We start from the raw sequence: 25836 nt of genomic DNA on the forward strand, positions 1-25836 counted from the left end.
GCCGGAACCCCGGCGGTCATCGCCACGGAAACCGTCACGACGGGAACCCTCACGCGCGTCATCGCGACGGAAGGACCCGCCCGAAGACCCACGCGCGTCGTCACGACGGAACCCGCCACGGTCATCCCGCGAACCCCGACGGTCACCACGGAACTCCCCGCCGGAACCCCGGCGGTCATCGCCACGGAAACCGTCACGACGGGAACCCTCACGCGCGTCATCGCGACGGAAGGACCCGCCCGAAGACCCACGCGCATCATCACGACGGAACCCACCACGGTCATCCCGCGAACCCCGACGGTCACCACGGAACTCCCCGCCGGAACTCCGACGGTCATCGCCGCGGAAACCGCCACCGCGGGAACCCCCGCGCGCGTCGTCCCCACGGTAGGACCCGCCCGAGGACCCACGCGCGTCATCACGACGGAACGAACCGCCCGAAGACCCGCGCGCGTCATCACGACGGAATCCGCCACGGTCGTCCCGCGAACCCCGACGGTCGCTGCGGATACCCCCGCCGGAACCCCGGCGGTCATCCCCGCGGAAACCGCCACCGCGGGAACCCCCGCGCGCGTCATCCCCACGGTAGGACCCGCCCGAGGAACCGCGCGCGTCGTCGCGGCGGGAGCCGCCGCTGAAGTCGTCTCTGCCGGAACCCCGGCGCTCGTCTCGCTGGGAACCGTCACGGGAGTCGTCGCGGCGCGTACGGCCGCGCGAATCGTCCGAGCGGAAGGCGGGACGCCCGCCACGGCCGGAGCCGCCGGCGCGTCCTCGACCGCGTCCATCACCGGACGGGGTGCTTCGCCTGTTGATCACTTCGTCGTCTCCTCGATGTTCTCCACGTCGTCGGGGAGGAACGGCGCGAGCTCGGGAAGCTCACTGACGTCGTTCAGTCCCAGACGCTCAAGGAAGTATGAGCTTGTCCGGTAGAGCACGGCTTGGCTCTCCGGGTCGGTGCCGGCCTCCTCGACCAGCCCCCTCGCGACCAGCGTCCGCATGACGCCGTCGCTGCTGACGCCGCGCACCGCGGCCACCCGCGCCCGGCTCACCGGCTGCCGGTAGGCCACGACCGCGAGCGTCTCAAGCGCGGCCTGGGTCAGCCTCGCCTGCTGGCCGTCACGGACGAACCGCTCCACGAGCGGCGCGTACGCGGGGCGCGAATAGTATCGCCACCCTCCCGCGACCTGCCTCAGATCGAAACCCCGCGCGGAGGCTTCGTATTCCGCTGAGAGCTCACGCAGCGCCGCCGCCACCTCGTGGGTGGGCCGCTCCAGCACCTGGGCCAGGGTGACTTCCCGTACGGGCTCGTCGACGACCATGAGGATGGCCTCCAGCGCCGGCTTGAGCTCGGGACCCGGCGCCTCGTGCGGAGGTGTCTTGGTGACGGGCTCCTCGAAACGGGCGTCCTCAGGCTCTTCCTGCGGATCGACACGTTCGGGGGCCTCCGCGGCGTCCTGGAGGTCCTCGGGAGAGGACGGGATCAGGGAGCCGGGGAGGGTCATCCAGGCGGGCAGGTCCTTGCGCGGGCGGGAGTCGTCAGCCATCTGCGGGTTTCTCCGGGCTCTCCTCGTAGTCGTCTCCCACCGAGACGTCGCCGTCGTCGGTGCCCGTCCACGTGACGTGCAGGTCGCCGAGTGGCTCGACCTGCTCGAAGCTGACCGCGGACTCCCGGAACAGCTCCAGGACGGCCAGGAAGCGGGCGATGACCTCGTAGGTGCCCTCGCAGTCGGCGACCAGGGCCCTGAAAGTGGCTCTGCGCATGCGGCGCAGGCGCTCCACCAGAATAGCGGCCTGCTCGCGCACATTGGCGAGCGGTTGGTAGATGTGGCCGACGCCGACGGTCGGCGGGAGCTTGGGGGTGAAGGCGCGGGCGGCGATGCGGGCCAGCTCCTCGGGGCCGATGCCGAGCACCAGCTCCGGCAGCAGGCCGGCGAACTGCGGCTCCATGGGGACGCTGCGCGGGAAGCGGAGCGCCTCGTCGGCCATCCGCCCGGCGAAGATCTTGGCGACCTCCTTGTAGGCCTTGTACTGCAGGAGGCGGGCGAACAGCAGGTCGCGGGCCTCCAGCAGGGCGAGGTCCTCCTCGTCCTCGACCTCGCCCGACGGCAGCAGCCGGGCCGCCTTGAGGTCGAGCAGGGTGGCCGCGACCAGCAGGAAGTGGCTGGTCTGGTCGAGGTCCCACTCGGGGCCGCGGGAGCGGATGTAGGAGATGAACTCGTCGGTCACCTGCGAGAGGGAGACCTCGGTGATGTCGAGCTTGTGCTTGGAGATCAGCCCGAGCAGCAGGTCGAAGGGCCCTTCGAAGACGTCCAGGTGGACCTGGAAGCCCTGGGGCTCGGCCTGCTGCTCTGTCACCTCGCCATTGTGGCAGGCTGCGGCCAGCGCGAGAGCACTTCCCGGGCCAGCTCGCGGTAGGCGTTGGCGCCGAGCGAGGACGGGTCGAAGGTGGTGATCGGCTCGCCGGCCACCGTGGCGTCGGGGAAGCGCACCGTACGGTTGATCACGGTGTGGAAGACCTTGTCGCCGAAGGCCTCCACGACGCGGGCGAGCACCTCGCGGCCGTGGAGCGTGCGCGCGTCGTACATGGTGGCGAGCAGGCCCTCGATCTCGAGGTCCTCGTTGAGCCGCTCCTGCACCTTGGTGATGGTGTCCATGAGCAGGGCGACGCCGCGCAGCGCGAAGAACTCGCACTCCAGCGGCACCATGACGCCGTGCGCGCAGGTGAGGGCGTTGATGGTGAGCAGGCCCAGCGACGGCTGGCAGTCGATGAGGCAGACGTCGTAGTGCGGCAGCAGCGGCTTGATGACGCGGCCGAGCACCTGCTCGCGGGCCACCTCGGTGACGAGCTGGACCTCGGCGGCGGACAGGTCGATGTTGCTGGGCAGCAGGTCGAGGCCCTCGACGCCGGTCTCCAGCAGCACGTCCTCGGCGCTGACGTTGCGCTCCATCAGCAGGTTGTAGACCGTGAGGTCGAGCTGGAGCGGGTTGATGCCGAGGCCGACGGAGAGCGCGCCCTGCGGGTCGAAGTCGACGAGCAGCACTTTGAGACCGCATTCGACGAGGGCGGCGCCGAGGTTGATGGTGGTGGTGGTCTTGCCGACCCCGCCCTTCTGGTTGACCATGGCGACCACGCGGGCCGGGCCGTGGACGTCGCGCGGCACCGGCTCCGGGAACACCGGGCGGGGCCGCTGCGTGGGGCCCAGGTTGACGCCCTTGGAAGGCGCGTTGGTCTTGGTGTCACCCCAGGGGTTGTCGGGGGTCCCCGGGGTCGAACCGTTGGTCTTCACAGTCACCAGCTCGAACCTCCCTGACGATCCCGAACCGGACCGTCCGGACGGACACTATGGCGTCACCACTTAACGCGGCAAGGCGGCACGCCGGAGTGCCGCACGACCCAAAAGACTATAGATCACTGACGGGCGCGGGGATGCGCCGCCGCGTACACCTCTCTGAGTTTGTCGACCGTGACCAGCGTGTAGACCTGGGTGGTCGTCACGGAGGCGTGGCCGAGCAACTCCTGCACCACCCTAACGTCGGCGCCGCCGTCGAGGAGGTGTGTTGCGAACGAATGGCGGAGAACATGGGGAGATATCCCGGCCAGTCCGGCCCGTTCGGCGGCGGCCTGCAGGACCTCCCACGCGCCCTGGCGGGTGAGCCGCCCGCCGCGGGCGTTGAGGAACACGGCGGGAGTGCCGCGGCCGTGGGCCAGCAGACCGGGCCTGGCCCGTACGAGGTAGGCGTCGAGCGCGGCGCGGGCGTAGCGGCCGAGCGGGACCACGCGGGTGCGGCCGCCCTTGCCGCAGAGCCGCACCTGGTCGTCCTCCAGGTCGTCGACGGCCAGGCCGACGGCCTCGGAGATGCGGGCGCCGGTGCCGTAGAGGACCTCCAGCAGGGCGCGGTTGCGCAGGGTGAGCGGCGCGCCGTCGGGGCCCGAGGCGGCGATGAGCCGCTCGACCTGGTCGACGGAGACAGCCTTGGGAAGCCTGCGGAGCTGGCGTGGCGGGCGCACCTGATGGGCGGGGTCGTGCACGGTGACGCCCTCGCGCAGCGCGAAGCGGTGCAGGCCGCGCACGGCGGACACGGCGCGTGCGGCCGAGCTGGCCACGAGCGCCGGGTGCTCGCCGTCGCCCTCGCGCAGCGCGGCGAGGAAGGCGCGTACGTCGGACTCCGCCACCTGGTCGAGCTCGGCCCGGCCGCGCGAGCGCAGGTGCTCGGCGTAACGGCGCAGGTCGCGCCGGTAGGAGGCGAGCGTGTTGGCGGCCAGGCCGCGCTCCACCGCGAGGTGGGCGAGGTAGCTGGACAGCACCGCCTCCACGGGAATGGTCCTTTCCTTCATGCCTCCGGAGCGTCCGCCGGGCGCAGGCCGGCGAACCCGTCGGCCGCGGCCGCATATGCGGCGAGAATACCGGCCACGGCCGCAGAATTGTGGATCATCCCCGCGAGCACGCGGCGCACGGCGTCGTCGAGCGGCACCCATTCGACCGGCATGCCGATCTCCTCGTGGCGGTGCTCGAAGTGGTTCTCCTCGTCGGGGATCTTCTCCAGGCCGCGGGCCAGGAAGACGCGGATGCGCTCGTCGGAGCAGCCGGGCGAGGTGAGGATGTCGACGAGGGTGTGCCAGGTGGCGGCGCGGTAGCCGGCCTCCTCGGCCAGCTCGCGGGCGGCGCCCTCGACCAGCGGCTCGCCCTCCACGTCGCGGATCCCGGCGGGCAGCTCCCACAGCAGCCGCCGGGCCGGGTGGCGGTACTGCCTGATGAGCAGCACCCGCCCGTCGTCGTCGAGCGCGAGCACCCCGACCGAGCCGGGGTGGCGGACGTAGTCGCGGTCGGCGGTCTCGTCGCGCGGCATCCGCACGGTGTCGGTGACCACGTCGATCACGTAGCCCTCGAACCGCTTCCTGGTCTCGACGACCTCCCAGGACTCGGGCGTGTCTTGGATCATGTCCGCACCCGCTTCCGCCCCCTGCCGGTCACCCGAGCCGATCTTCACTTGGCCACCTTAGCCGCCACCCTGCTGTCGGCGTAGGCGAGCGAGGCGCCGATGAGTCCCTTGAACATGGGGTTGGCGCGGGTGGGCCGGGAGCGGAACTCGGGGTGGGCCTGGGTGCCGATGAAGAACGGGTGCACGTCGGCGGGCAGCTCGGTGTACTCGACCAGGCGGCCGTCGGGCGACACGCCGGAGAACACCAGGCCGACCTTCTCCAGCCGCTCGCGGTAGGCGTTGTTGACCTCGTAACGGTGGCGGTGGCGCTCGGCGGCCTTGGCCTTGCCGTAGAGCTGGCGGGCGAGGGTGCCCTCGCCGAGCTTGGCGGTGTAGCTGCCGAGCCGCATGGTGCCGCCCATGTCGCGCTCGCCGGCGACGACGTCCTCCTGGTCGGCCATGGTGGAGATGACGGGGTGCTTGGTGTCGGGGTCGAACTCGGCGGAGTTCGCGTCCTCCAGGCCGGCCATGTCGCGGGCGGCCTCGATGACCATGCCCTGCATGCCGAGGCAGATGCCGAGCAGCGGGATCTTGTTCTCCCGGGCGTGGCGGATGGCGCCGATCTTGCCTTCGATGCCGCGCACGCCGAAGCCGCCGGGGATGAGCACGCCGTCGACGCCGTCGAGCTCGCGCTCGGCGCCTTCGGGGGTCTCGCAGTCGTCGCTCTTGACCCAGCGGATGTTGACCCTGGCGTCGTTGGCGAACCCGCCCGCGCGCAGCGCCTCGGTGACCGACAGGTAGGCGTCGGGCAGGTCGATGTACTTGCCGACCAGCGCGATCGTGACCTCCTTGGCGGGCCGGTGCACGCGGCGCAGGAGCTGGTCCCACTCCTTCCAGTCGACGTCGCGGAAGGGCAGGCCGAGGCGGCGCACCACGTACGCGTCGAGCCCCTCGGAGTGCAGGACGCGCGGGATGTCGTAGATGGAGGCGGCGTCGACGCAGCTGACCACGGCGTCCTCGTCCACGTCGCACATCAGGCTGATCTTGCGCTTGATCGCGACCTGGACGGGCCGGTCGGAGCGGAGCACGATGGCGTCGGGCTGGATGCCTATGCTGCGCAGCGCGGCCACGCTGTGCTGGGTGGGCTTGGTCTTGAGCTCGCCCGACGGGCCGATGTAGGGCAGCAGGGAGACGTGCAGGAAGAACACGTTGTCGCGGCCCACCTCGTGGCGGATCTGCCGCACGGCCTCCAGGAACGGCAGCGACTCGATGTCGCCGACGGTGCCGCCCACCTCGGTGATGACCACGTCGACGTCGGGGCCGGCCATGCCCCGGATGCGGTCCTTGATCTCGTTGGTGATGTGCGGGATGACCTGGACGGTGTCGCCGAGGTACTCGCCGCGCCGCTCCTTGGCGATGACGTTGGAGTAGACCTGGCCGGTGGTCACGTTGGCCGAGCCGTGCAGGTCGGTGTCGAGGAAGCGCTCGTAGTGGCCGACGTCGAGGTCGGTCTCGGCGCCGTCGTCGGTGACGAAGACCTCGCCGTGCTGGAACGGGTTCATCGTCCCTGGGTCGACGTTGAGGTAGGGGTCGAGCTTCTGCATCGTGACCCGGAGTCCGCGGCCCTTGAGCAGGCGGCCGAGGCTGGAGGCGGTGAGCCCCTTGCCGAGACTGGAGGCGACGCCGCCGGTGACGAACAGATGCTTGGTTTGCGTGGCGCTGCGCAAGGAGGCTCCCGTGGCTAGGTGTGGCTAGTGTCCACGGGCTCTCAGGATATCAAACAACGCCCCTCACATGCCCGAACGGTATGACCAAGCGGTAACTTTGGTCTTTATGTCACTTGTACGGCGGGCGATCGGCACGCTGATCCACCGTGCCTACGCGGCGGTCCGGGAGGCCGGCGCGATCACCCCGCGCACTCCCGCCGGCTACCGGTTCCGCCATCTGGGCGAGGGAGCGAAGATCGCCTTCCCCCCGGGGGCGATCTTCGGCGAGGAATGGATCGAGATCGGCGACCACACGCTGATCGGCGAGCGCGTGTCGCTGTCGTGCGGCATGTGGCCGGGCGCCGACCTGGGCCCGGACTCGATCCTGCGGATCGGCGAGAGCTGCTCGATCGGCCGCGGCACGCACGTGGTCGCGCATCAGTCGATCGACATCGGTGACGACGTCTTCACCGGCCCGTACGTCTACATCACCGACCAGAACCACGTCTACGACGACCCCGACGTGCCGATCGGCCGGCAGTGGCCGCGCAACAACCCGGTCTCGATCGGGTCGGGCTCATGGCTGGGCGCGGGCGCGATCGTGCTGCCCGGCACCCGGCTGGGGCGGCAGTGCGTGGTGGCGGGCGGCGCGGTGGTGCGCGGCGAGTTCCCCGACCACAGCGTGGTGGCGGGGGTGCCGGCCAAGCTCGTGCGGGCGTACGACGCGGACTTAGGCTGGCACGCGCCGGGCGTCTCGCCGCTGGCCGCTTCCTGACCATCTGGACCGAACATGCTTCTGGCGGTTAGCGTCGGTGCATGCGGACCGCCATCAGCGAGCGTCTAGGCATCGAGTTCCCGCTGTTCGCCTTCAGCCACTGCCGTGACGTGGTGGCGGCGGTGACGAACGCGGGCGGGTTCGGTGTGCTGGGCGCGATCGCGTACACCCCCGAACAGCTCGACGTGGAGCTCACCTGGATCGACGAGCAGGTGGGCGGCAGACCGTACGGCGTGGACGTGCTCGTCCCCGGCAAGGTGGACGCCGCCGCCCTCGGCGGCGTGCGCGTCGCCGAGCTGATCCCCGAGCGGCACCGCGACTTCGTCACGCACCTGATGGCCAAGTACGGCGTGGGCGGGCCCGGGCAGCAGCCGGTGGGCGCGGCGGCCGACGAGTTCGCCCGGCGGGTGTCGGCGGCGGGCGCGACCGGGCTGATCGACGTGGCGCTCAAGCACCCGATCGGGCTGATCGCCTCCGCGCTGGGCCCGCCGCCGCCGGAGATGGTGGCGCGGGCGCGCGCGGCGGGGGTGCCGGTGGCGGCGCTGGTCGGCACCGTGGAGCACGCGCGCCGGCAGGTGGCCGCGGGCGCGGACGTCATCGTCGCGCAGGGCACCGAGGCGGGCGGCCACACCGGCGAGATCTCCACGCTGGTGCTGACGCCGCAGGTGGTGGACGCGGTCGCGCCGGTGCCGGTGCTGGCCGCCGGCGGCATCGCCTCGGGCCGCCAGATGGCGGCGGCGATGGCGCTCGGCGCGCAGGGCGTCTGGTGCGGCTCGGTCTGGCTGACCACGGAGGAGGCGGAGACGCCCCGGGCGGTCAAGCGCAAGTTCCTGGCGGCCTCGTCGCTGGACACGGTCCGGTCGCGCTCGCGTACCGGCAAGCCGGCCCGCCAGCTCGCCACCGCGTGGACCGAGGAGTGGGACCACGGCCAGGAAAGCCCCGGCCCGCTGGGCATGCCGCTGCAAATGCTGGTGGCCGAGCACGCGATGGCCCGCATCACGGCGGCGGCCGAGCGGGGCGAGCCGGGCGCGCTGGAGCTGGCCGGTTACTTCGTCGGCCAGGTGGTGGGGCAGCTGAACCAGGTGAAGCCGGCCCGCGAGGTGGTGTACGAGATGATCAGCGAGTTCGGCGAGGCGCTGGATCGGCTCAACCGGCTGGCGGAGTGACGCTTCACCCGCTTTGGCGCTCAGCCCCCGAAGCGTGTCAGTATGCGGTGTGGTCGGGACACCGCCTGAGCTGGAGCGGGGCACCGGCGTGCCCGCGCACGTGCAGATCGAACGGTGGCTGCTCGACTCGATAGAGCGGGGCGAGCTGGCGCCGGGTGACCGGCTGCCCGGGGAGCGGGAGCTGGCCGGGCGGCTCGGAGTGAGCCGGATGACGCTCCGGCAGGCCCTCGCGCGGCTGGAGTCCGACGGGGTGCTGATCAGGGTGCCCGGCCGGGCGGGCGGGGCGTTCGTGGCCGAGCCGCGCGTCGAGTGCGACCTGACGGGGCTGGCCGGGTTCACCGAGCAGATGCGCCGCGCCCATCTGCGGGCCGAGGCCCGCGTCCTGGTGGCGCGCACGGTGCCCGCGCCGCCCTCGGTGGCCGCCGCGCTGGAGCTCGCGGCGGGCGAGCCGGTGCACGAGGTGGCGCGGGTGCGCTCGGCGGGCCGCTCGCCGGTCGCGCTGGAGCGCTCGTTCTTCCCCGCGCTGCCCGGCTTCCTGGAGGAGGACCTGACGAGGTCGCTGTACGCGCTGCTGGCCGAGCGCTACGACCTGGCGCCGCGCACCGCGCTGGAGCACCTCGACCCGGTGGTCGCGGGCCCGGCGGAGGCGGCGGAGCTCGGCATCGAGCCGGGCGCGCCGCTCATGCGGATCGAGCGCACCGCCTACGCCGGCGACGGCACGCCTGTCGAGCACGCCCGCGACCTGTTCCGGCCGGACCGGGTGCGGATCTCGGTGCGGTCCGGGGTCAGCGGACCCGCTCCCCCGCCGGGTCCCACAGCGGCTCCTTGACGACGGTGCCGGGCACCCACGTGCCCTCCACCTCGATCTCGACCTTGGTGCCCGGTTCGGCCTCCAGGTAGGCGTAGGCGATGGAGGACCCGACGGTGTAGCCGTAGCCGCCGGAGGTGACGCGGGCGGTCACCTCGCCGTCGACGCGCACCGGCTCGTTGCCGAGCGCGACGGCGCGCGGGTCGCCGAGCGTGACGCAGCGCAGCCTGCGCTTCGGCCGCGGGTCGAGGGCCTCCCGGCCGAGGAACTCCTTGTCCATCTTGACGCAGAAACCGAGCCCGGCCTCGTACGGGGTGGTCTCGGGGCCGATGTCGGCGCCCCACACCCGGTAGCCCTTCTCCAGGCGCAGGCTGTCGATGGCCTTGTAGCCGCCGGCGACCATGCCGTGCGGCTCACCCGCCCGCCACAGCGTCTCCCACAGGGCGAGCCCGTACTCGCTGGAGCAGTAGAGCTCCCAGCCCAGCTCGCCGACGAACGTCACCCGCAGCGCCAGCACCGGCACGTCGCCCACGGTCAGCTCGCGCGAGGTCATGAACGGGAAGTCGAGCGGGTCGGGGGTGAGCGCGCCGAGGATGTCGCGGGCGCGCGGCCCCCACAGCGCGAAGCAGGCGTACTGGCCGGTCACGTCGGCGATCCGCACGTCGGCGCCGCGCAGCCGGGCCTGCTTGCGCAGCCAGCCGAGGTCGTGCGAGCCGAACGCGGTGCCGGTGACGATGAGGAACTCCCGCTCGCCGCGCCGGGTGACGGTGAAGTCGCACTCGATCCCGCCGCGCCGGTTGAGCGCCTGCGTGTACGTGACCGCGCCGATCGCGCGGGCCACCCGGTTGTCGCAGACCCACTCCAGCAGGGCTGCGGCGTCCGGGCCGGTCACCTCGATCTTGGCGAACGAGCTCTCGTCGAACAGCCCGGCGGCCTCGCGCGTGGCGCGGTGCTCGGCGCCGATGGCGGGCGACCAGTTGCGCCCCGCCCAGCCGCGCGGCCGCTCGTCCCCGTCGCCGGCGTCGCTCCCGTAATGGTTGACCCGCTCCCAGCCGGACTTCTCGCCGAACACCGCGCCGTGGCCGCGGTGCCAGGAGTACGCGGGAGAGACCCGCAGCGGCCGGCCCGCCCGCCGCTCGTCGCCCGGGTAGCGGATGTCGTAGTAGGTCTCGTAGTTCTCCACCGCGCGGGCGAGCGTGTAGGACGGCGAGCGGTACTGGGCGCCGAACCGGCGGACGTCCATGTGCCACAGGTCCATGGACGGCTCGCCCCCGACGATCCACTCGGCCATCACCTTGCCGATGCCGCCCGCCCCCGCGATGCCGTGCGCGCAGAACCCGGCCGCCACGTAGAACCCGCCGACCTCGGTCTCGCCCAGGATGAACTCGTTGTCCGGGGTGAACGCCTCCGGCCCGTTGATCAGCTTGCGGATGCCGACGTCGGCCATGGCGGGCACGCGGAGCCGGGAGTTGTCGAAGATCTCCTCCAGCCGCGGCCAGTCCTCGGGCAGCAGCCGGCCGTTGAAGTCATCCGGTATCGCGTCGTGGGAGGCGGCCGTGGCCGTCCAGGGGGCGCACTCGCGCTCGTACCCGCCCATGACCAGACCGCTGACCTCCTGCCGGTAGTAGACGAGCAGGTCGGGGTCGCGCAGCGTGGGGAGGTCGCGGTGCTCGTGGAAGGCGTCGGTGACCACGTACTGGTGCGACATCGGCACGATCGGCACGCGCACGCCCGCCATGCGGCCGATCTCGGCGGCGAACATGCCGCCGCAGTTGACGACGACCTCGCAGGCGATGTCGCCCTGGTCGGTGCGCACCCCGGTCACGCGGCCGTCCGTGACGTCCAGGCCGAGCACCCTGGTGCGGGTACGGACGCGCGCCCCGCCCTCCCTGGCCCTGGCCGCCAGCGCGTAGCACAGCCGGGAGGGGTCGATCTGGCCGTCGGTGGGCAGGTAGGCGGCGCCGACCACGCCCTCGGTGCTCATCAGCGGGAACAGCTCGGCCGCCTCGGCGACGGAGATCTCCTCCAGCGGCAGGCCGAAGGTGCGCGCCCAGCCGATCTGGCGGCGGATCTCGGCCATCCGCTCGGGAGTGGAGGCCAGCTTGATGCCGCCGCACTCGGTCCAGCCCGCGTCCAGTGTCCGGTAGAGCTCCACGGAGTACTGGTTCATCCTGGTCAGCGTGGGGTCGGCGCGGAGCTGGCCGACCAGGCCCGCCGAGTGGAAGGTCGAGCCGCTGGTGAGCTCGTCGCGGTCCAGCAGGATCACGTCCCGCTCGCCGAGCAGGGTCAGATGGTAGGCGACGGAGGCGCCGCCGACGCCACCTCCGATGATCACGATGCGCGCGGAGTCGCTCATGCGGCGAGGCTAACCTTCGGTGACTCTAAAGGTCTAGACCGTTTAACGCGCGTCGGCTTAGCATCGACCATGGCCGTGCTCGAGATCCTCGACCGCATCCCCCTGCTGTCCGGCGTGCCGCGTTCCGTGGAGGAGCTGCCCGGCGGGCTGACCAACCGCAACTTCAAGGTGACGACCGACGGCGGGGTGTTCGTGGTGCGGGTGTTCGGCGGCGACGGCTCGCTGCTGTTCATCGACAGGGACGCCGAGCACCTGGCGACGCTGGCCGCCGCCGAGGCGGGGGTGGGCGCTCCGGTGCACGCCTATCTGCCGGGTGAGGGGCTGGTCGTGGGCTACATCCCCGGGCGCACGTTCACCGAGGCCGACGTGCGCGACCCGGCGAACCTCCCCCGGCTGGCCGAGACGTGCCGGCGGCTGCACGCGGGGCCGCGCTTCCCTCGCGAGTTCGACATGTTCGACGTGCAGCGGCGGTATCTCGGGATCGTGCGGGAGCGCGGGTTCCGGCTGCCGGCGCGGTATCTGGAGTTCATGCCTCTTGTCGCTCAAATCCAGAAATGTCTGGAAGTGCGGCGTGAAGCGACGGTTCCGTGTAACAACGACCTGCTGGCCGGCAACATCATCGACGACGGGCAGCGCCTCTGGCTGATCGACTACGAGTACGCGGGCAACAACGACCCCTGCTTCGAGCTGGGCAACCTGTGGAGCGAGTCGGACCTCTCGCCCGACCAGCTGGAGGAGCTGGTGACCGCCTACTACGGCCGCCGCCTGCGCCACAAGATCGCGCGCGCCCGGCTGCTGGGGCTGATGGCGAAGTACGGCTGGACGCTGTGGGCGTCGATCCAGGACGGCGCGGACCAGCCGATCGACTTCGACTTCTGGTCGTGGGGGATGGAAAAGTACGAGCGGGCGGTGGCCGAGTTCACCGGCGCGGAGCTTCCGTCCCTCATGGACGAGGCGGCGCGGGCAGACTAGAACCATGTTCGCCACTCTGACCGGACTCGGCCTGTCGACCGCCGCCGGGCTGAACGCCTACATCCCCCTGCTGGTCGTGGGCGTGCTCGCCAACGTCACCGACGCGGTGAAGCTGCCCGACGGGTACGCCTGGCTGTCGAACTGGGGCGTGCTCGGGGTGATCGCGGTGCTGCTGGCCGCCGAGTTCGTGCTGGACAAGGTGCCGGCCGTCGACACGGTGAACGACGTGATCCAGACGGCGGTCCGGCCGGCGTCCGGCGGCGTGGTGTTCAGCGCCACCACCGCGGCGGCCGAGCTGGACAGCTCGGCCTGGATGGCGGAGAACCCGTGGCTCGGCTGGGTGCTGGGCATCGTCATGGCGCTGGCCGTGCACCTGCTGAAGACCGCGGCCCGGCCGGTGGTCAACGCCACCACGGCCGGCGCCGGCGCCCCCGTGGCCAGCGTCGCCGAAGACAGCGGCGCCCTGGGCCTGAGCCTGGTGGCGGTGTTCGCGCCGGTCCTGGTGATCCTCGCCCTGATCCTGCTGGCGCTGATCGCCTGGTGGGTCATCAGGAAGATCCGCCGCCGGCGCGCCCGCCGGAACCGGATCTGACCGGTAGCGCGGCACCGGTCACCGCGTCAACACCTGCCAGGCGGATGTGGCGCGCCCGCTTCGTTCCGTACCGTCGGGTTCCGCGTCCGCCCCACGGCGGCCCGCCGGCCGTGCGGGCGCTCAGTGGCCCCCGCCCCGCGCCCGCATGACGAGAGGCCCGGCAGCGTTCACCCCGCTGCCGGGCCTTTCCCATCGCCGCGGGGGCACTATCCTCGAAACCAAGAGCCCCACACAGGAGGTGTCCCCGATCGGCGAGCTCCTCATGATCGTGCTGGTCATCCTGGCGTTCCTGCTGCTGATCGCCGGGGTCGGCGTCTACGTGCTGGTCAAGGTCGGCAAGAAGGCCGCGGTCAAGGCCAGGGAGGCCACCACCCGGCTGACCACGCACGTCAACGCCATGGGCGCCGGCGACGCCGCCGAGGTCGAGCGCCTCCGCCTCGACCTGCGCCGCGAGGTCTCGCTGACCCGTCAGGCGGTCGAGCAGGCCCAGCGCCAGGGCTGGGGCCTGGGCGACCTGCCCCGCCTGCTGTCCGACCTGACGGCCCAGGCCGACGTGCACGACGGCCAGCTCGGCATGTACGCGCAGCAGGCCCGCGTCTCACGCTACGTCGACCACGCCACGCTGGGCACGCTGCGCGAGCACCAGGCGAAGCTGACGGCCATGTGCGCCCGCATCCGCGCCGATCTCCTCAGCGACCAGGTGCAACACTCGGCCACCGGCCTGGAGGACCTGCGCACCCGCACCGACCTGGAGATCGAGGCCCGCCGCCCGGCCCCCGACCCCCTCCAGGAGATCGACGACCTCTACCGCAGGACCATGCAGGACCGCAAAGAGCAGCCCTGACACCACCCACTGTGTCATCATGATTCCAAAGGGTCACATCTCCGAGGAGGCGTCGTCATGACCACAGCCTTTCCGGAATGGTTCTACCCCGGCCCTCCGGGCGGCTGGACCGCCGACATGCTCGATCACCTCCCCCCCGACGCGCCCCCGCACATCGAGCTGATCGACGGTGGGCTCATCATGATGTCGCCCCAGACAATGTTCCACATGCTTGTTCTCAGGCTGCTGGAAAGAGAGCTCCGCCCGCCCGACCACCTCGTCGTCATCCGGGAGATGACCGTGACCCTGGGCCTGCGCCAGCGCCCCGAGCCGGACATCATGCTGGTGAAGGCCGCTGCCGCCCAGCAGATCGGCCTCACCACCTTCAAGCCGGCAGACGTTCATCTGGTGGTCGAGGTGGTCTCCGAGGAGTCCCGCGACAGAGACCGCACCACCAAGCCGAGCAAATACGCGAGCGCGGGCATCAAACACTTCTGGCGCGTCGAGCTGGAGGACGACCGCCCCGTCGCCTACACCTTCGAGCTGGAGCCCGCCGTCAAGGCCTATCTGCCCACCGGCATCCATCGCGGCCGGCTGCGCACCGACATCGGCTTCCCGGTCGACGTCGATCTCGACCTGGACAAGGTCAGGCGCTGAGGCGGCCCCGCTAACTCCACTCCTGATAGATGAAGGCCGCGTACTCCTCGGCCGATCCGCCCTTGTTGAGAACGGCCCGGGCCGCCTGCGCCTGCTCGATGGTCGGCAGATGTCCTTCCAGCAGGATCGGCAGCGACAGCCGCCGCGCCAGCAACTCCTTCTCGGAGATCCCGTACGGCCGCCGCACCACCGACACGTTCACCCGCAGCGCATGCTCGTTCCCCGGCACCACCCCCGGCCGATCCACCTCGACCGCCGCGTACCGGTAACCATGCGCCCGATCACACGTGGCGCACCCGGCGCGCCCTCGGCTGAGCGCTCCCCCGCACTCCCCGCAGACCAGCCGGTCATAGGCGGCGTCGACCACCCGCCAGAGATGCCGGTCGAGCTCGTCGATCACCATCTCGGCGACCCCCCGCTCCTCCTCAGCGGAGAGCCCTCCGAACTCCCCCCGCAGAAACTCCCGCCACCCCTCCTCGACGAGTCCGTCCACCACCCGGGCGCACTTCACACACCCCGGCGCCCCGGCCGGCTCCCACAACCCGCACCCCGCACACCGCCGCATCCCCGCACCCTAGCCGTTCCTCGGCAGCCGCCTCCTCGCAGTTTCCCGGGCCACTCGCCGGGCGATCCTCCAGAGGCTTCGGGTGCCCATGCCGGCTCGCGATGCGCCAGATTGAATCCATGAAGCCGCTCATCGCCGAAGAGCTCCTCCTGCTGGCCCTCCGCCCCGACGGCGTGGTCTCGGTCAACCAGGAGATGCTGGACTACACGCTGAGCGCCGCCGTGCTCGCCGAACTCGTCGTCACGGACAGACTCGCCCTGGAGAACGGCCACCTGCACGTACGCGACCCCGAGCCCACCGGCAACCCCGAACTGGACGAGACACTCCACCACCTGACAGCCCACAGCGGCCCACCCCCGGCCTTCACCGACTGGTGGGTCTCGATGTACACACCCGAGCGCCGCACCCGATTACTGGCCGCGCTCGTACACCAAGGCCTGATCACCGCAGAAACCCGCCGCTACCTGCGCATCTTCAAAGAGGAGGTCTACCCTGAGACCAGCCCGGCGCCAAGAGCGGCACTCCACGACCGCTTGAGAGCCGTGCTGACCGGAGCCGAGCCCGACGCCCGCGTCTCGGCACTCGTCTCCCTGGCCCACGCAGGCAAGCTCCTCCCCAAGAACCTGCCGAAACCGGAACGCCGACGCGCCCAGGAGATGGCAGCCCAGAACCCCCTGGGCACCCTGGTCGCACGATCGTTCGACCAGGCCGCCAAGGAGAGCATCGGCAGGATCACAGGCGGCACCGCCACCTGACCAGACGGAGATCGGGGACGGGCCCACGTCGCAGCGAACGGTGGTGGACGCGATGGCGAACCTCCCGCACGAGCCGGCTCCCGGCAACCAGGAACCACCCAGCGAACCGCAAGGCATCCCGGCCCCCACTACGGGAGCCCTCCGGACCACGCAGCCGTCAGGGCTCGACGCCTGAATGCCAGCCTCACAGCCCGAGGCTGATCGCCCGCGCCCACCCCGATCGAGTTCGGCGAGACCTGGCCCACCTGACCAGCGGAACGGAGCCGCCGGCGGACAAGGTGACGGTGACCCTGCGCCCCGCTCCGGCTCGTCCATCACCCTGCGCTTCCCCCGGCTGGGAGTCGAGACCACGACCCCCGCCTCGGAGCCCCGCGCCATCACCGGAGGACGCGAACAACGCGTGATCGACGTAAGCGACCCGGACGCCTAAGACGCCGGCGCCGTCACCGTGGACGTCCTGGCCACCAGCCTCCGCGAACCGACGGTGGTGGCGATCGTCTCTTTCAGACACACGGCCTGGCTCTGGCTCCTCCCGCTGGCGCTCCTCGGCGTGGCCTGGGCGGCGGCCCGCCGCCGACTCGACCTGAGACTCGACTCCCTGAAATTCAGCGAACCGGCAGGCGCTCCTCCCCGCACCGCCAAGAAGCAACGCGCCGACCGGCGCAAAAACGCCGCGGCTGACCGTACCGGAGCCCGGAAAGCTACGGCGACCAGCGCTCACATGGCCCGGAAAGCGAAGCTTCAGCTACGGCGGGCACCCGAGCACGAGGTGAGCCAGAGCTTCAGCATCGGCGGCGAAGCAGCCGCAAAAGCGGCAACCACCACTACGGCGCGAGTCCGGACGGACGGAGAGGGGCAAGCGGAGGTGGGCGGGCGACCCGGCCGAGTTAAGACCGTGCCAGGTACCCCCGCGCCCGGCCCACGCCGAAGGCGAAGACCACCAGACCCCGGGCAATCGCGCGAGGCCGGGTCGCCCGCCCACCGCAGCGGCACAAAGGCCGAGAGTCAGCGAACCCCAGCCTCGCGCATGTCCCGAAGCTCCCGCTTGAGCTCCTTGATCTCGTCACGAAGCCGAGCCGCCACCTCGAACTGCAGGTCGGCAGCCGCCTGATGCATCTGCTCGGTCAACGAGTCGATCAACGACTCCATCTGCGCCCGAGGCATCTCCCCCGCGATCGCCTTGGCATGCTGCCCCGCCTTGGCGGCGAACCCCGGCACCGGGGCCTTGCCCCGCGACTGGGACCGCCCACCCCCCATGAGCTGCCGGGTGTCGGCGTCCTCCCGCTGCAACGAGTCGAGGATGTCGGCGATCTTCTTGCGCAACGGCTGCGGGTCGATGCCGTTGGCCTTGTTGTAGGCGACCTGCTTGGCCCGCCGCCGGTTGGTCTCGTCGATGGCCCGCTCCATCGACGGCGTGACCTTGTCGGCGTACATGTGAACCTGCCCGGACACGTTACGCGCCGCCCGCCCGATCGTCTGGATGAGGGACGTCTCGGACCGCAGGAAGCCCTCCTTGTCGGCGTCGAGGATGGCGACCAGCGACACCTCGGGCAGGTCGAGCCCCTCGCGCAGGAGGTTGATGCCGACGAGCACGTCGAACTCGCCGCTGCGCAGCTCCCGCAGCAGCTCGATGCGGCGCAGCGTGTCGACCTCGCTGTGGAGGTAGCGGACCCGGATGCCGAGCTCCAGCAGGTAGTCGGTCAGGTCTTCGGCCATCTTCTTGGTCAGCGTGGTCACGAGCACCCGCTCGTCACGCTCGGCCCGCTCGCGGATCTCGTGCACCAGGTCGTCGATCTGCCCCTTGGTCGGCTTGACCACGACCTCGGGGTCGACCAGCCCGGTGGGCCGGATGACCTGCTCGACGACGTCGCCCTTGACCCGGCCCAGCTCGTAGGGCCCGGGGGTGGCGGACAGGTAGACGGTCTGCCCGATGCGCTCCAGGAACTCCTCCCACTTCAGCGGCCGGTTGTCGAGCGCGGACGGCAGCCGGAAGCCGTGGTCGACGAGGGTGCGCTTGCGGGAGGCGTCGCCTTCGTACATGGCGCCGATCTGCGGCACGGTCTGGTGGGACTCGTCGAGCACCAGCAGGAAGTCTTCGGGGAAGTAGTCGAGCAGCGTGTTGGGCGCGCTGCCGGCCTCGCGGGCGTCCATGTGGCGCGAGTAGTTCTCGATGCCGGAGCAGGTGCCGATCTGGCGCATCATCTCGATGTCGTAGGTGGTGCGCATGCGCAGCCGCTGCGCCTCCAGCAGCTTGCCCTGCCGCTCCAGCTCGGCGAGCCGGTCGGCCAGCTCGGCCTCGATGCCGGCGACGGCGGCGGACATCCGCTCCTCGCCCGCCACGTAGTGGGAGGCGGGGAAGATGTAGAGCTCGTCGTCCTCGGTGATGACCTCGCCGGTGAGCGGGTGCATGGTGGACAGCTTCTCGATCTCGTCGCCGAACATCTCGATGCGGACGGCGAGCTCTTCGTACTTGGGGATGATCTCGATGGTGTCACCGCGGACCCGGAACGTGCCGCGGGTGAAGGCGAGGTCGTTGCGGGTGTACTGCATGTCGACGAGGCGGCGCAGCAGCCGGTCGCGGTCGATGTCCATGCCGACGCGCAGCCGGGTCATGCGGTCGACGTACTCCTGCGGCGTGCCGAGGCCGTAGATGCAGGACACGGAGGCGACCACGACGGTGTCGCGGCGGGTCAGCAGCGAGTTGGTGGCCGAGTGGCGCAGCCGCTCGACCTCGTCGTTGATCGAGGAGTCCTTCTCGATGTAGGTGTCGCTCTGCGGGACGTAGGCCTCGGGCTGGTAGTAGTCGTAGTAGGAGACGAAGTATTCGACCGCGTTGTTGGGCAGCATCTCGCGCAGCTCGTTGGCGAACTGGGCGGCGAGCGTCTTGTTGGGCTGCATGACCAGGGTGGGCCGCTGCAGGCGCTCGATGAGCCACGCGATGGTGGCGGTCTTGCCGGTGCCGGTGGCGCCTAGCAGCACGCTGTCCTTGGCCCCGGCCTTGACGCGGCGCTCCAGCTCGGCGATGGCCGTCGGCTGGTCGCCCGAGGGAGTCATCTCGGTGACGACCTCGAACGGCGCCACCTTCCGCTGCAAATCTGTGACCGGACGCATACTGCCCACTGTAGGCGCAGCCACCGACATAAACCGTCAGGCCGATCGCTCACCGATGCGCGGGAACGGCGTGGTGGAGAAGACGACCTCCACGGGCACCTCGAAGTATCCGGCGATGCGCAGCGCCAGGTAGAGGCTGGGACTGTATTCGCCGCGCTCCAGGTAGCCGATCGTCTGGTAGTGCACCCCCAGGGCGTCGGCGAGCTGCCTTCGGGTGACACCACGCTCGGCCCGCAGCAGGGCGATGCGGTTGTAGACGTTCTCGCTCATCGTCGCCCATCTTCTCAGCCGATCCGCTGCATGGCGCGGTGACGGCGCTGCTCCATCAGCGAGCCGGACTCGCGCCTGGCCATCCTGCGCAGGATCGGCGGGGCCAGCACCAGCCCGGCCACGGCCCAGGCGACGAGCACGAGCGTGGTCTCGACCGGGCGCCACGAACCGCCGATCTCCGCGGCGGCGGCCGCGCCGGGCAGCAGCGCCGAGCGCATGCCGAGGCCGAGCCAGTAGAGCGGGAAGACGTGGGCCAGGCCCTGCAGCCAGCCGGCCAGCGCGGTGATCGGGTAGAAGATCCCGGAGATCGCGGTGAGCCCGCCGACGGTCAGCATCACCAGCCCGCCGGCGGCCTGCGGGCTGCCGGCCACGGCACCGATGACCGCGCCGAGAGGGAGCGCCGACAGGAGGCCGAGCACCGTGATCCAGGCGATGGTGAGCCAGCCGCCCACCCCTGTGCCGGCCAGCTCCGGTACGAGGAACAGCCCGGCGACGAGCAGCACCACCAGGGAGGCCAGGGTGGATATCGAGAGCACGACGACCTTGCCGACGAGGTAGCCGACCATGCCCTGGGGCAGCGCCTTGGCCCTGAGCAGGGTGCCGTCCTCACGCTCGACGGAGAGCGTGCCCACCGCGCCCATGAGCGCGTTGATCGGGATCATCAGGCCGAGCAGGCCGGGCAGCGTGGCCGCCGCCAGGGAGAGGTCGGTGCCGGGCAGGGTGGCGTCGCGCTGGAAGTAGAGCACGACGACGAAGGCCGCGGTGGTGACCACGGTGAAGCCCATGTCCTGCGCGCTGGTCACCTGATGCTTGAACTCCATCCACCCGCGGGTGAGCCCCAGCCGGGCGGCGTGCAGCGTGGGGTTCACGCTTCCTCCCTCTTGACGATGGCCATGTAGGTGTCCTCCAGGGTGGCCCGGCGCACCTCCAGGTCGGTGATCCCGCTGCCGTGCTGCTCGAACAGGCCGCGGACGAAGGCGGTGGCGTCGTCGGTGGCGTGCACGAAGTGCTCGCCGTCGCGGCTCCAGCGCACCTGGGCGTCGCGGGAGACCTGGCGGGTCAGGCTGTCGGGACTGCCGTCGGCGACGATCTTGCCGCCGGCCAGGATCAGGATGCGGTCGGCGAGCTTCTCAGCCTCGTCGAGGTCGTGCGTGGTGAGCAGGATCGTGGTGTCGTCCAGGTCCGACAGGCGGTGCACGAGGTCGTGGAAGTCGCGCCTGGCCTGCGGGTCGAAGCCGGCGGTCGGCTCGTCGAGGAAGAGCACCTCGGGGCGGCCGACGATGCCGATGGCGACGTCGAGGCGGCGCCGCTGGCCGCCGGAGAGCCGGCTGACGCGCTGGCCGGCGTGTTTGCCGAGGCCGACCGCCTCGATCAGGTCGGCCGTGTCGAGCGGCAGCCGCCCGGGCTTCGCGTACGGCACGTAGTAGCGGCTCAGATGGTGCAGGAGCTGGTGCACCCGCCAGCGGCCGTGGTCGCGCCAGGACTGCAGGACCACGCCGATCCTGGCCCGCCACGCCTCGCCGCCGCGCGCCGGTTCGGTGCCGAGCACCCGCACCCGGCCGCCGGAGGGGATCCGGAAGCCTTCGAGTATCTCGATCGTGGTGGTCTTGCCCGCGCCGTTCGGCCCGAGCAGGGCGATCACCTCGCCGGGCGCGACGGCGAAGTCGACGCCCCGCAGCACCTCCTTGTCGCCGTACGCCATGCGCAGGCCACTGACCTCGATCGCGGTGCCCTCGTTCGTCACATTGAGGTCACCGTCCAGTTCTCTGATGGTGCTCATGACCCCCTCCGATGTAGTAGGACTACTACATTCATAGCACGACTACTACTTCTGGCAATAGACGTACGACACCGCTTTGCAAGCAGATGGCAAGCCTCACCCGATACGGTCTGAATTCGCTTGTAGCGGAAGAGGAAGGTTTCATGTCACGACCCAGAGAGGCCCTGAGGCAGGCGGGCCAGGGCGTAGCCCAAGCGGTCGCCCAAGGAGGAAACGTACGTCAGGCTGTCGGACAGGCCATGGGCCAGGTCGTCCAGCAGTCCGGGCAATACACCAACCAGGTCCAGGGGTTCGCGCTCAACCCGCACGACTTCGCCGCCGCCCGTGACGGCGGCGTGTCGGTCGGCACGCTGATCGAGGCGCGCACCGCCTCGCTCAACGAGGCCGGCGAGATCGTCAACCGCAGCTTCGCCGAGAACGGCATGCACGTCATCTCGCCCGTGGTGATCCCCAAGAGCGGCACCGCCAAGGTCGTCGTCCCCCTGGTCATCCTGGTGGCGCTCGGCCTGATCGGCGCGCTCGGCAACGTCATCCCGAACACCGACCTGTTCTTCGGCCCCCACTACTGGGTGGTCCTGGTCCTGGCCGCGGCGTTCCTGTGGTGGCGGCGCAGCGTGGTGATGGTGCCGGAGGGCTGCAAGGCGCTGATCACCCAGTTCGGCAAGCTGGTGCACATCGCCGACCCGGGCCGGGTGACGCTGTTCAACCCGTGGAAGCGGGTCAGCTACATCGTCAACACCACCCGCGAGTACCCCTTCAACGCGCCCATCAGCGAGGCGCCGACCCAGCAGGGCGTCAAGGCCAGCGTCGACCTGTTCCTGCAGTTCAGGATCGAGAACCCGGCCGAGTTCATCTTCGTGCTCGGCTCGGTGAGCGGCTTCCAGTCCAAGCTCCAGAACGCCATCAGCGAGGTCACCCGTTCCCTCATCTACGCCCAGCGCGCCGAGGAGATCTACGACCTGGTCGGCGAGAGCACGCACGGCATGCTCGACAGCCTGAACCAGCAGTTCCTGCCCGCGGTGCGGCTCACGGACGTGAACATCACCCACGCCGAGCCCTCCAGCCAGGAGTACCGCATGGACCTGGCCGCCCCCGAGATGGTCCGGGTGGCCAAGGAGGCCTACACCTACGAGTACGAGCTCAACCTGCGCAAGGAGCAGAACGAGGGCGACCTGGTCAAGGAGCTGGCCGGGCTGCAGGAGACGCTGAGCGCCATCCAGGCTGAGATCGCCGGCTACCAGGCGCGGATGGACACCGCGCTGGAGCGGGCCACCCACCAGGCCACCGCTCAGGCCAGGCAGCGCCTGGTCGAGGCCGAGTCCGAGGCCAAGGCCAACTCGGCGCTGCTGGAGGCGCAGGCGCTGGACATCCGGGCGCTGAGCGCGGCCGAGGCGCCGGAGATCCTCGACTACCGCTTCCAGCAGGACCTGCTGGACAAGCTGGAGTCGGTCGCGAACCGGCTGCCGCAGGTGGTGCACGTCGGCGAGCAGAGCGACATCGACTTCCTCCAGCTGGCCCAGAGCCTGGTCGGCGGCAAGGAGGCGGTGCTGTTCACGCCCGAGGACATGGCCGCCATCCGCGTCAGGCTGCAGCAGATCGGCACCCGCGTGTCCGGTCGTGAGGCGGAGATCAACGCGCTGCTGAAGCGGGTCGCCGACGAGGTCACGGAAGCCCCGGACCTGGAGATCACCACGGAGGTCGAGCGATGAGCCGCGAGTTCTCGAAGATCAAGGAGTCGCTGGCGTCCTGGTCGGAGATCCGCCAGCTGCTGCGCGGCGGCGAGCAGGGCCAGCTCGTGCCCGTCGTCATCCCCAAGGACCGGCGCGGCTTCAGCTGGATGATCCTGATCTTCCTGGCCGTCTACTTCGCCGGCATGGCGGTGCTGACGGACTGGACCGTCCTCGCCGCGCTGGCCGCGCTGTTATTCCTGGTCGTCGCGCTGCTCACGATGTGGCGGCGGGCGATCATCGAGATCGAGGAGGGCACCACCGGGGTGCGCAGCCGCTGGGGCGCGATCGTCTCCACGCTGCCTCCCGGCCGGCACTACCTCTGGCTGCCCTGGGACCGGGTGGACGCGGTCGTCGACACCTCGACCGAGATCCCGTACTCGGCGCCGATCGTGGCCTGCCCGACGGCGGAGAACGTGCCGCTGAAGTCGATCGAGTTCTTCCTGAAGTTCCGCATCGTGGACCCGGTGGCGTTCGTCCGCACGATCGGCGCCGGCAACTTCGACCTGGTGCTGTCCAGCGCCGTGCAGGACGCGATCCGGCAGCGCAGCCGCAGGGTGAACACCGAGCGGGCCTACGACCTGCGCGGCTCGGACGTGGGCGACATGCAGGACGCGCTCAACCGCCAGCTCGGCCGCTACGGGGTGCGCGTCACCGGCGCCAACATCCCCGACGTGCAACTGCCCGACCAGTACCAGCAGCACCTGTCCACCCGCGAGAAGGTGGCCAAGGAGCTGCAGGCGTACGAGCGCGAGTGGGAGCTGACCCGCAAGCGCCGCATCGACACCCTGCTCATGGAGATCGAGCGGGCCAAGAAGACCCGCGACGCCCGCGTGGTCGAGGTCAAGGCCGCGCACAACACGGCGCGCAAGGACGTGGCCCGGATGCTGGAGGAGCAGGAGACCGAGGCGCAGCGGGTGCGCTGGGAGATCGAGGCACGCGGCCGCGCCGAGCTGACCGCCGCCGAGAACGAGGCCAAGGCGCTGCGCCGGCTGGCCGACTCCTACCGCGACAACCGGGCCGTGCTCCAGTACGAGCTCGCCCGCAGGCGCCTCGACGTGGGCGCCACCCTCGCGGAGAAGGCCCCGCAGCCGCTGGTGGTCCGCACCCAGCAGGGCGGCGGCGACTCCGCGTTGTCCACGCTTCTGCTGGCCCAGTTGCTCCCCCGGATCTCGGCCAACGGCAGGAGCCTCGGGGCACAACCACCCACCACATAGGAGAACCCCCATGGTGTTCCGCAAGCTGATGGCCGCGTTCGGCGCGGGCGTCGAGGTAGACACGGTCCTGTCGAACGCCAGCGTCCGCCCTGGCGAACCGCTGCGCGGGATGGTCCACTTCCGCGGCGGCGGCTCCGACTACAAGGTGGAGGCCATCACCGTCGACCTGACGGCCGTGGTGGAGGTCGAGTCCGGCGACAGCGAGTACAAGACGACCTACAGTTTCCTGCGCCAGCAGGTGTCGGGCCCGCTGCAGCTGGCGGCCAAGGCCGAGCACCGGCAGCCGTTCGAGCTCCTGGTGCCGTGGGAGACGCCGATCAGCGCGATCGGCGGCCACCCGCTGCACGGCATGCGGCTCGGGGTGCACACCGAGCTCGCGCTCGCCGGCGCGCTCGACAAGGGCGACCTGGACCCGCTGTTCGTCAACCCGCTCCCGGCCCAGGACCACGTGCTCGCCGCGCTGGACCGGCTCGGCTTCCGGTTCAAGAAGGCCGACCTGGAGCGGGGCACGCTGCACGGGTCGACGATGCCGTTCTTCCAGGAGATCGAGTACTACGCGGGCGGCTCGTGGCGGCGCCATTTCAACGAGCTGGAGCTGACGTTCATCGCCGGCCCGCGGCAGATGGACGTCATCCTGGAGGCCGACCAGCGCGACGGCTTCCTGCGTGCCGGCCAGGACACCTACAACCGCTTCACCGTCCGCTACGACGAGCACCCGGCGGGCGTCGAGCAGGCCCTCCAGCGCGGCCTGGAGTCGATGGCGCGCAGGCGCGGCTGGTTCTAGCCCTTCCTGGCCACCGCCAGCAGGTGGCCGCTCACGCCCAGCAGTGACGGCACCGATTCGAGCCGACGGGCGGCGTCGAGCAGCAGCTCGCGCCGCCCTTCGTCGTCCAGCCACACGTCGATGTCGCCGTACAGCCAGAACGCGCCCTCCAGCCCGTACCGGACGGGCTCGGCGAGCCCGGCGTCGGCGAACTCCCCGATGATCTCGTCGGGGTCGTGGAAGAAGCCCCGGAACCCGCCCTCCCGAGGGGACACCATGAGCCCGGTGTCCGCGGCGTGGTACTCGGCCGCCAGATGCTCCGGCCGCAGCGCGAAGCCGCGGGCGAACCCGTCGTGCAACCCGGAGAAACGGCTGATGAACGCCGCCACCACCACCCCGCCGGGCCGCACCGCCCGGCGCGCCTCGGCCAGCGCCCGCACCCGGTCGTAGCGCTCGGTCAGGTGGTAGAGCGGCCCGAGCAGCACCACCGCGTCGGCCCCGCCGTCCGGCGCGGGCAGCGCGCGGGCGTCGCCCAGCCGCGCGGTGACCCCAGGCAGCCGCTCGGCCCGCGCCACGTGCAGCGGCACCGGGTCGATCAGCTCCACGTCGTAGCCGTCGGCGGCCAGCCACTCCGCGTGCACGCCCGTACCGCCCCCCACGTCGAGAACCCTGGCGGGAGCCGGCGGCAGCACCCGGCGCAGCACGTCCTGCGTACGCCAGAACTCCAGCCGCCCGACGCCCTCACGGAGCCGGGTCACTTCGCCGCCCTGCTCGTAGTAGCCAAGGGTCTCCGGGTCGATGGTCATGGCCGTCGATCTTAAACGGTACGGGGGACGCGCTTTCCCTGTGCTAGCCCCTGGCCTGGCAGCGTCG

At 70.9% G+C, this 25836-nt stretch carries 25 protein-coding genes; 11 read left to right on the forward strand and 14 right to left on the reverse strand.

Annotated elements, in window-relative coordinates; translation table 11 throughout:
- The 7 genes from ACIBF7_RS12200 to ACIBF7_RS12230 form a co-directional block, all read right to left on the reverse strand.
- The coding region (locus ACIBF7_RS12200; RefSeq protein ID WP_397197093.1) for a hypothetical protein at positions 1–305 on the reverse strand (305 nt) is incomplete at its 3' end.
- Between the two features lie 507 nt (positions 306–812).
- Entirely contained in the window at positions 813–1544 is a 732-nt protein-coding gene (gene scpB, locus ACIBF7_RS12205) for an SMC-Scp complex subunit ScpB (RefSeq protein ID WP_397197094.1), read from the reverse strand.
- Complete coding sequence (locus ACIBF7_RS12210; protein WP_219550938.1) at positions 1537–2355, reverse strand: ScpA family protein; 819 nt, start codon at positions 2353–2355, stop codon at positions 1537–1539. Before ACIBF7_RS12210 ends, scpB begins: the two co-directional genes overlap by 8 nt.
- Positions 2352–3293, reverse strand: coding sequence for a ParA family protein (locus tag ACIBF7_RS12215; RefSeq protein WP_148032582.1), 942 nt, complete (start codon positions 3291–3293; stop codon positions 2352–2354). Before ACIBF7_RS12215 ends, ACIBF7_RS12210 begins: the two co-directional genes overlap by 4 nt.
- A 116-nt stretch (positions 3294–3409) precedes the next feature.
- Positions 3410–4336 carry a site-specific tyrosine recombinase XerD gene (locus ACIBF7_RS12220; protein ID WP_148032583.1) on the reverse strand — a complete coding sequence of 309 codons (927 nt, stop codon included), beginning with the start codon at positions 4334–4336 and terminating at the stop codon, positions 3410–3412.
- Positions 4333–4941, reverse strand: coding sequence for an NUDIX domain-containing protein (locus ACIBF7_RS12225; RefSeq protein ID WP_397197095.1), 609 nt, complete (start codon positions 4939–4941; stop codon positions 4333–4335). Before ACIBF7_RS12225 ends, ACIBF7_RS12220 begins: the two co-directional genes overlap by 4 nt.
- Positions 4942–4985: 44 nt before the next feature.
- A complete protein-coding gene (locus ACIBF7_RS12230) occupies positions 4986–6647 on the reverse strand; it encodes a CTP synthase (protein ID WP_148032585.1) in 1662 nt (553 codons plus the stop codon).
- Between the two features lie 106 nt (positions 6648–6753).
- Between ACIBF7_RS12230 and ACIBF7_RS12235 the strand changes: the two genes are divergently transcribed.
- From ACIBF7_RS12235 to ACIBF7_RS12245, 3 genes are read left to right on the forward strand one after another with little or no spacing between them, the layout of a single operon-like run.
- A complete protein-coding gene (locus ACIBF7_RS12235; protein WP_219550934.1) occupies positions 6754–7401 on the forward strand; it encodes an acyltransferase in 648 nt (215 codons plus the stop codon).
- A gap of 41 nt (positions 7402–7442) precedes the next feature.
- The gene (locus ACIBF7_RS12240) at positions 7443–8567 is read left to right on the forward strand and encodes a nitronate monooxygenase (protein ID WP_397197096.1); all 1125 of its coding nucleotides are present in this window, start codon (positions 7443–7445) and stop codon (positions 8565–8567) included.
- A gap of 49 nt (positions 8568–8616) precedes the next feature.
- On the forward strand, positions 8617–9396 hold the full coding sequence (locus ACIBF7_RS12245) for a GntR family transcriptional regulator (RefSeq protein WP_397197097.1): 780 nt from the start codon (positions 8617–8619) through the stop codon (positions 9394–9396).
- Here ACIBF7_RS12245 and ACIBF7_RS12250 read toward each other — a convergent pair.
- A complete protein-coding gene (locus tag ACIBF7_RS12250; RefSeq protein ID WP_397197098.1) occupies positions 9353–11731 on the reverse strand; it encodes an FAD-dependent oxidoreductase in 2379 nt (792 codons plus the stop codon). The genes ACIBF7_RS12245 and ACIBF7_RS12250 overlap by 44 nt on opposite strands.
- A gap of 69 nt (positions 11732–11800) precedes the next feature.
- On the opposite strand from ACIBF7_RS12250, the gene ACIBF7_RS12255 reads away from it, so the two are divergent.
- From ACIBF7_RS12255 to ACIBF7_RS12270, 4 genes are all read left to right on the forward strand, one after another.
- Positions 11801–12703: a phosphotransferase gene (locus tag ACIBF7_RS12255; RefSeq protein WP_397197099.1), complete on the forward strand. Its 903-nt coding sequence runs from the start codon at positions 11801–11803 to the stop codon at positions 12701–12703.
- A 4-nt stretch (positions 12704–12707) separates the two neighbouring features.
- Positions 12708–13295, forward strand: coding sequence for a DUF4126 domain-containing protein (locus ACIBF7_RS12260; RefSeq protein ID WP_397197100.1), 588 nt, complete (start codon positions 12708–12710; stop codon positions 13293–13295).
- 238 nt (positions 13296–13533) lie between these two features.
- Entirely contained in the window at positions 13534–14139 is a 606-nt protein-coding gene (locus tag ACIBF7_RS12265) for a hypothetical protein (RefSeq protein ID WP_148032592.1), read from the forward strand.
- Between the two features lie 57 nt (positions 14140–14196).
- The gene (locus ACIBF7_RS12270; protein WP_397197101.1) at positions 14197–14775 is read left to right on the forward strand and encodes a Uma2 family endonuclease; all 579 of its coding nucleotides are present in this window, start codon (positions 14197–14199) and stop codon (positions 14773–14775) included.
- Positions 14776–14785: 10 nt separating this feature from the next.
- Here ACIBF7_RS12270 and ACIBF7_RS12275 read toward each other — a convergent pair whose 3' ends face one another.
- Positions 14786–15271, reverse strand: coding sequence for a hypothetical protein (locus ACIBF7_RS12275; protein WP_397197102.1), 486 nt, complete (start codon positions 15269–15271; stop codon positions 14786–14788).
- 188 nt (positions 15272–15459) lie between these two features.
- Here ACIBF7_RS12275 and ACIBF7_RS12280 point away from each other — a divergent pair, with 188 nt between their 5' ends.
- Entirely contained in the window at positions 15460–16095 is a 636-nt protein-coding gene (locus ACIBF7_RS12280) for a GPP34 family phosphoprotein (RefSeq protein ID WP_397197103.1), read from the forward strand.
- A 1005-nt stretch (positions 16096–17100) separates the two neighbouring features.
- Here the strand turns inward: ACIBF7_RS12280 and uvrB are convergent.
- From uvrB to ACIBF7_RS12300, 4 genes are read right to left on the reverse strand one after another with little or no spacing between them, the layout of a single operon-like run.
- Positions 17101–19206: an excinuclease ABC subunit UvrB gene (uvrB, locus tag ACIBF7_RS12285; RefSeq protein WP_148032596.1), complete on the reverse strand. Its 2106-nt coding sequence runs from the start codon at positions 19204–19206 to the stop codon at positions 17101–17103.
- A gap of 36 nt (positions 19207–19242) precedes the next feature.
- Positions 19243–19476 (reverse strand): helix-turn-helix transcriptional regulator, encoded by a 234-nt coding sequence (locus tag ACIBF7_RS12290; RefSeq protein WP_148032597.1) that lies wholly within the window; start codon positions 19474–19476, stop codon positions 19243–19245.
- 14 nt (positions 19477–19490) lie between these two features.
- Positions 19491–20345, reverse strand: a complete 855-nt coding sequence (locus ACIBF7_RS12295; protein ID WP_397197104.1) for an ABC transporter permease — start codon at positions 20343–20345, stop codon at positions 19491–19493.
- Complete coding sequence (locus ACIBF7_RS12300) at positions 20342–21256, reverse strand: ABC transporter ATP-binding protein (RefSeq protein WP_397197105.1); 915 nt, start codon at positions 21254–21256, stop codon at positions 20342–20344. The genes ACIBF7_RS12295 and ACIBF7_RS12300 overlap by 4 nt, the downstream gene beginning before the upstream one ends.
- A gap of 143 nt (positions 21257–21399) precedes the next feature.
- On the opposite strand from ACIBF7_RS12300, the gene ACIBF7_RS12305 reads away from it, so the two are divergent.
- The 3 genes from ACIBF7_RS12305 to ACIBF7_RS12315 are packed head-to-tail and all read left to right on the forward strand — an operon-like array spanning position 21400 to position 24984.
- Positions 21400–22965 (forward strand): SPFH domain-containing protein, encoded by a 1566-nt coding sequence (locus ACIBF7_RS12305; protein WP_148032598.1) that lies wholly within the window; start codon positions 21400–21402, stop codon positions 22963–22965.
- Positions 22962–24200, forward strand: a complete 1239-nt coding sequence (locus tag ACIBF7_RS12310) for an SPFH domain-containing protein (protein ID WP_397197106.1) — start codon at positions 22962–22964, stop codon at positions 24198–24200. Before ACIBF7_RS12305 ends, ACIBF7_RS12310 begins: the two co-directional genes overlap by 4 nt.
- 10 nt (positions 24201–24210) lie before the next feature.
- Positions 24211–24984: a sporulation protein gene (locus tag ACIBF7_RS12315; protein ID WP_397197107.1), complete on the forward strand. Its 774-nt coding sequence runs from the start codon at positions 24211–24213 to the stop codon at positions 24982–24984.
- On the opposite strand, the gene ACIBF7_RS12320 is transcribed toward ACIBF7_RS12315, so the two are convergent.
- Positions 24981–25769, reverse strand: coding sequence for a bifunctional 2-polyprenyl-6-hydroxyphenol methylase/3-demethylubiquinol 3-O-methyltransferase UbiG (locus ACIBF7_RS12320; RefSeq protein ID WP_219543464.1), 789 nt, complete (start codon positions 25767–25769; stop codon positions 24981–24983). The two genes, ACIBF7_RS12315 and ACIBF7_RS12320, sit on opposite strands and share 4 nt — an antisense overlap.
- Positions 25770–25836 lie beyond the last annotated feature (67 nt).

It is taken from the genome of Nonomuraea sp. NPDC050478 (assembly GCF_044458265.1).
In the GTDB taxonomy this organism is placed as follows: Bacteria; Actinomycetota; Actinomycetes; order Streptosporangiales; family Streptosporangiaceae; genus Nonomuraea; species Nonomuraea ferruginea.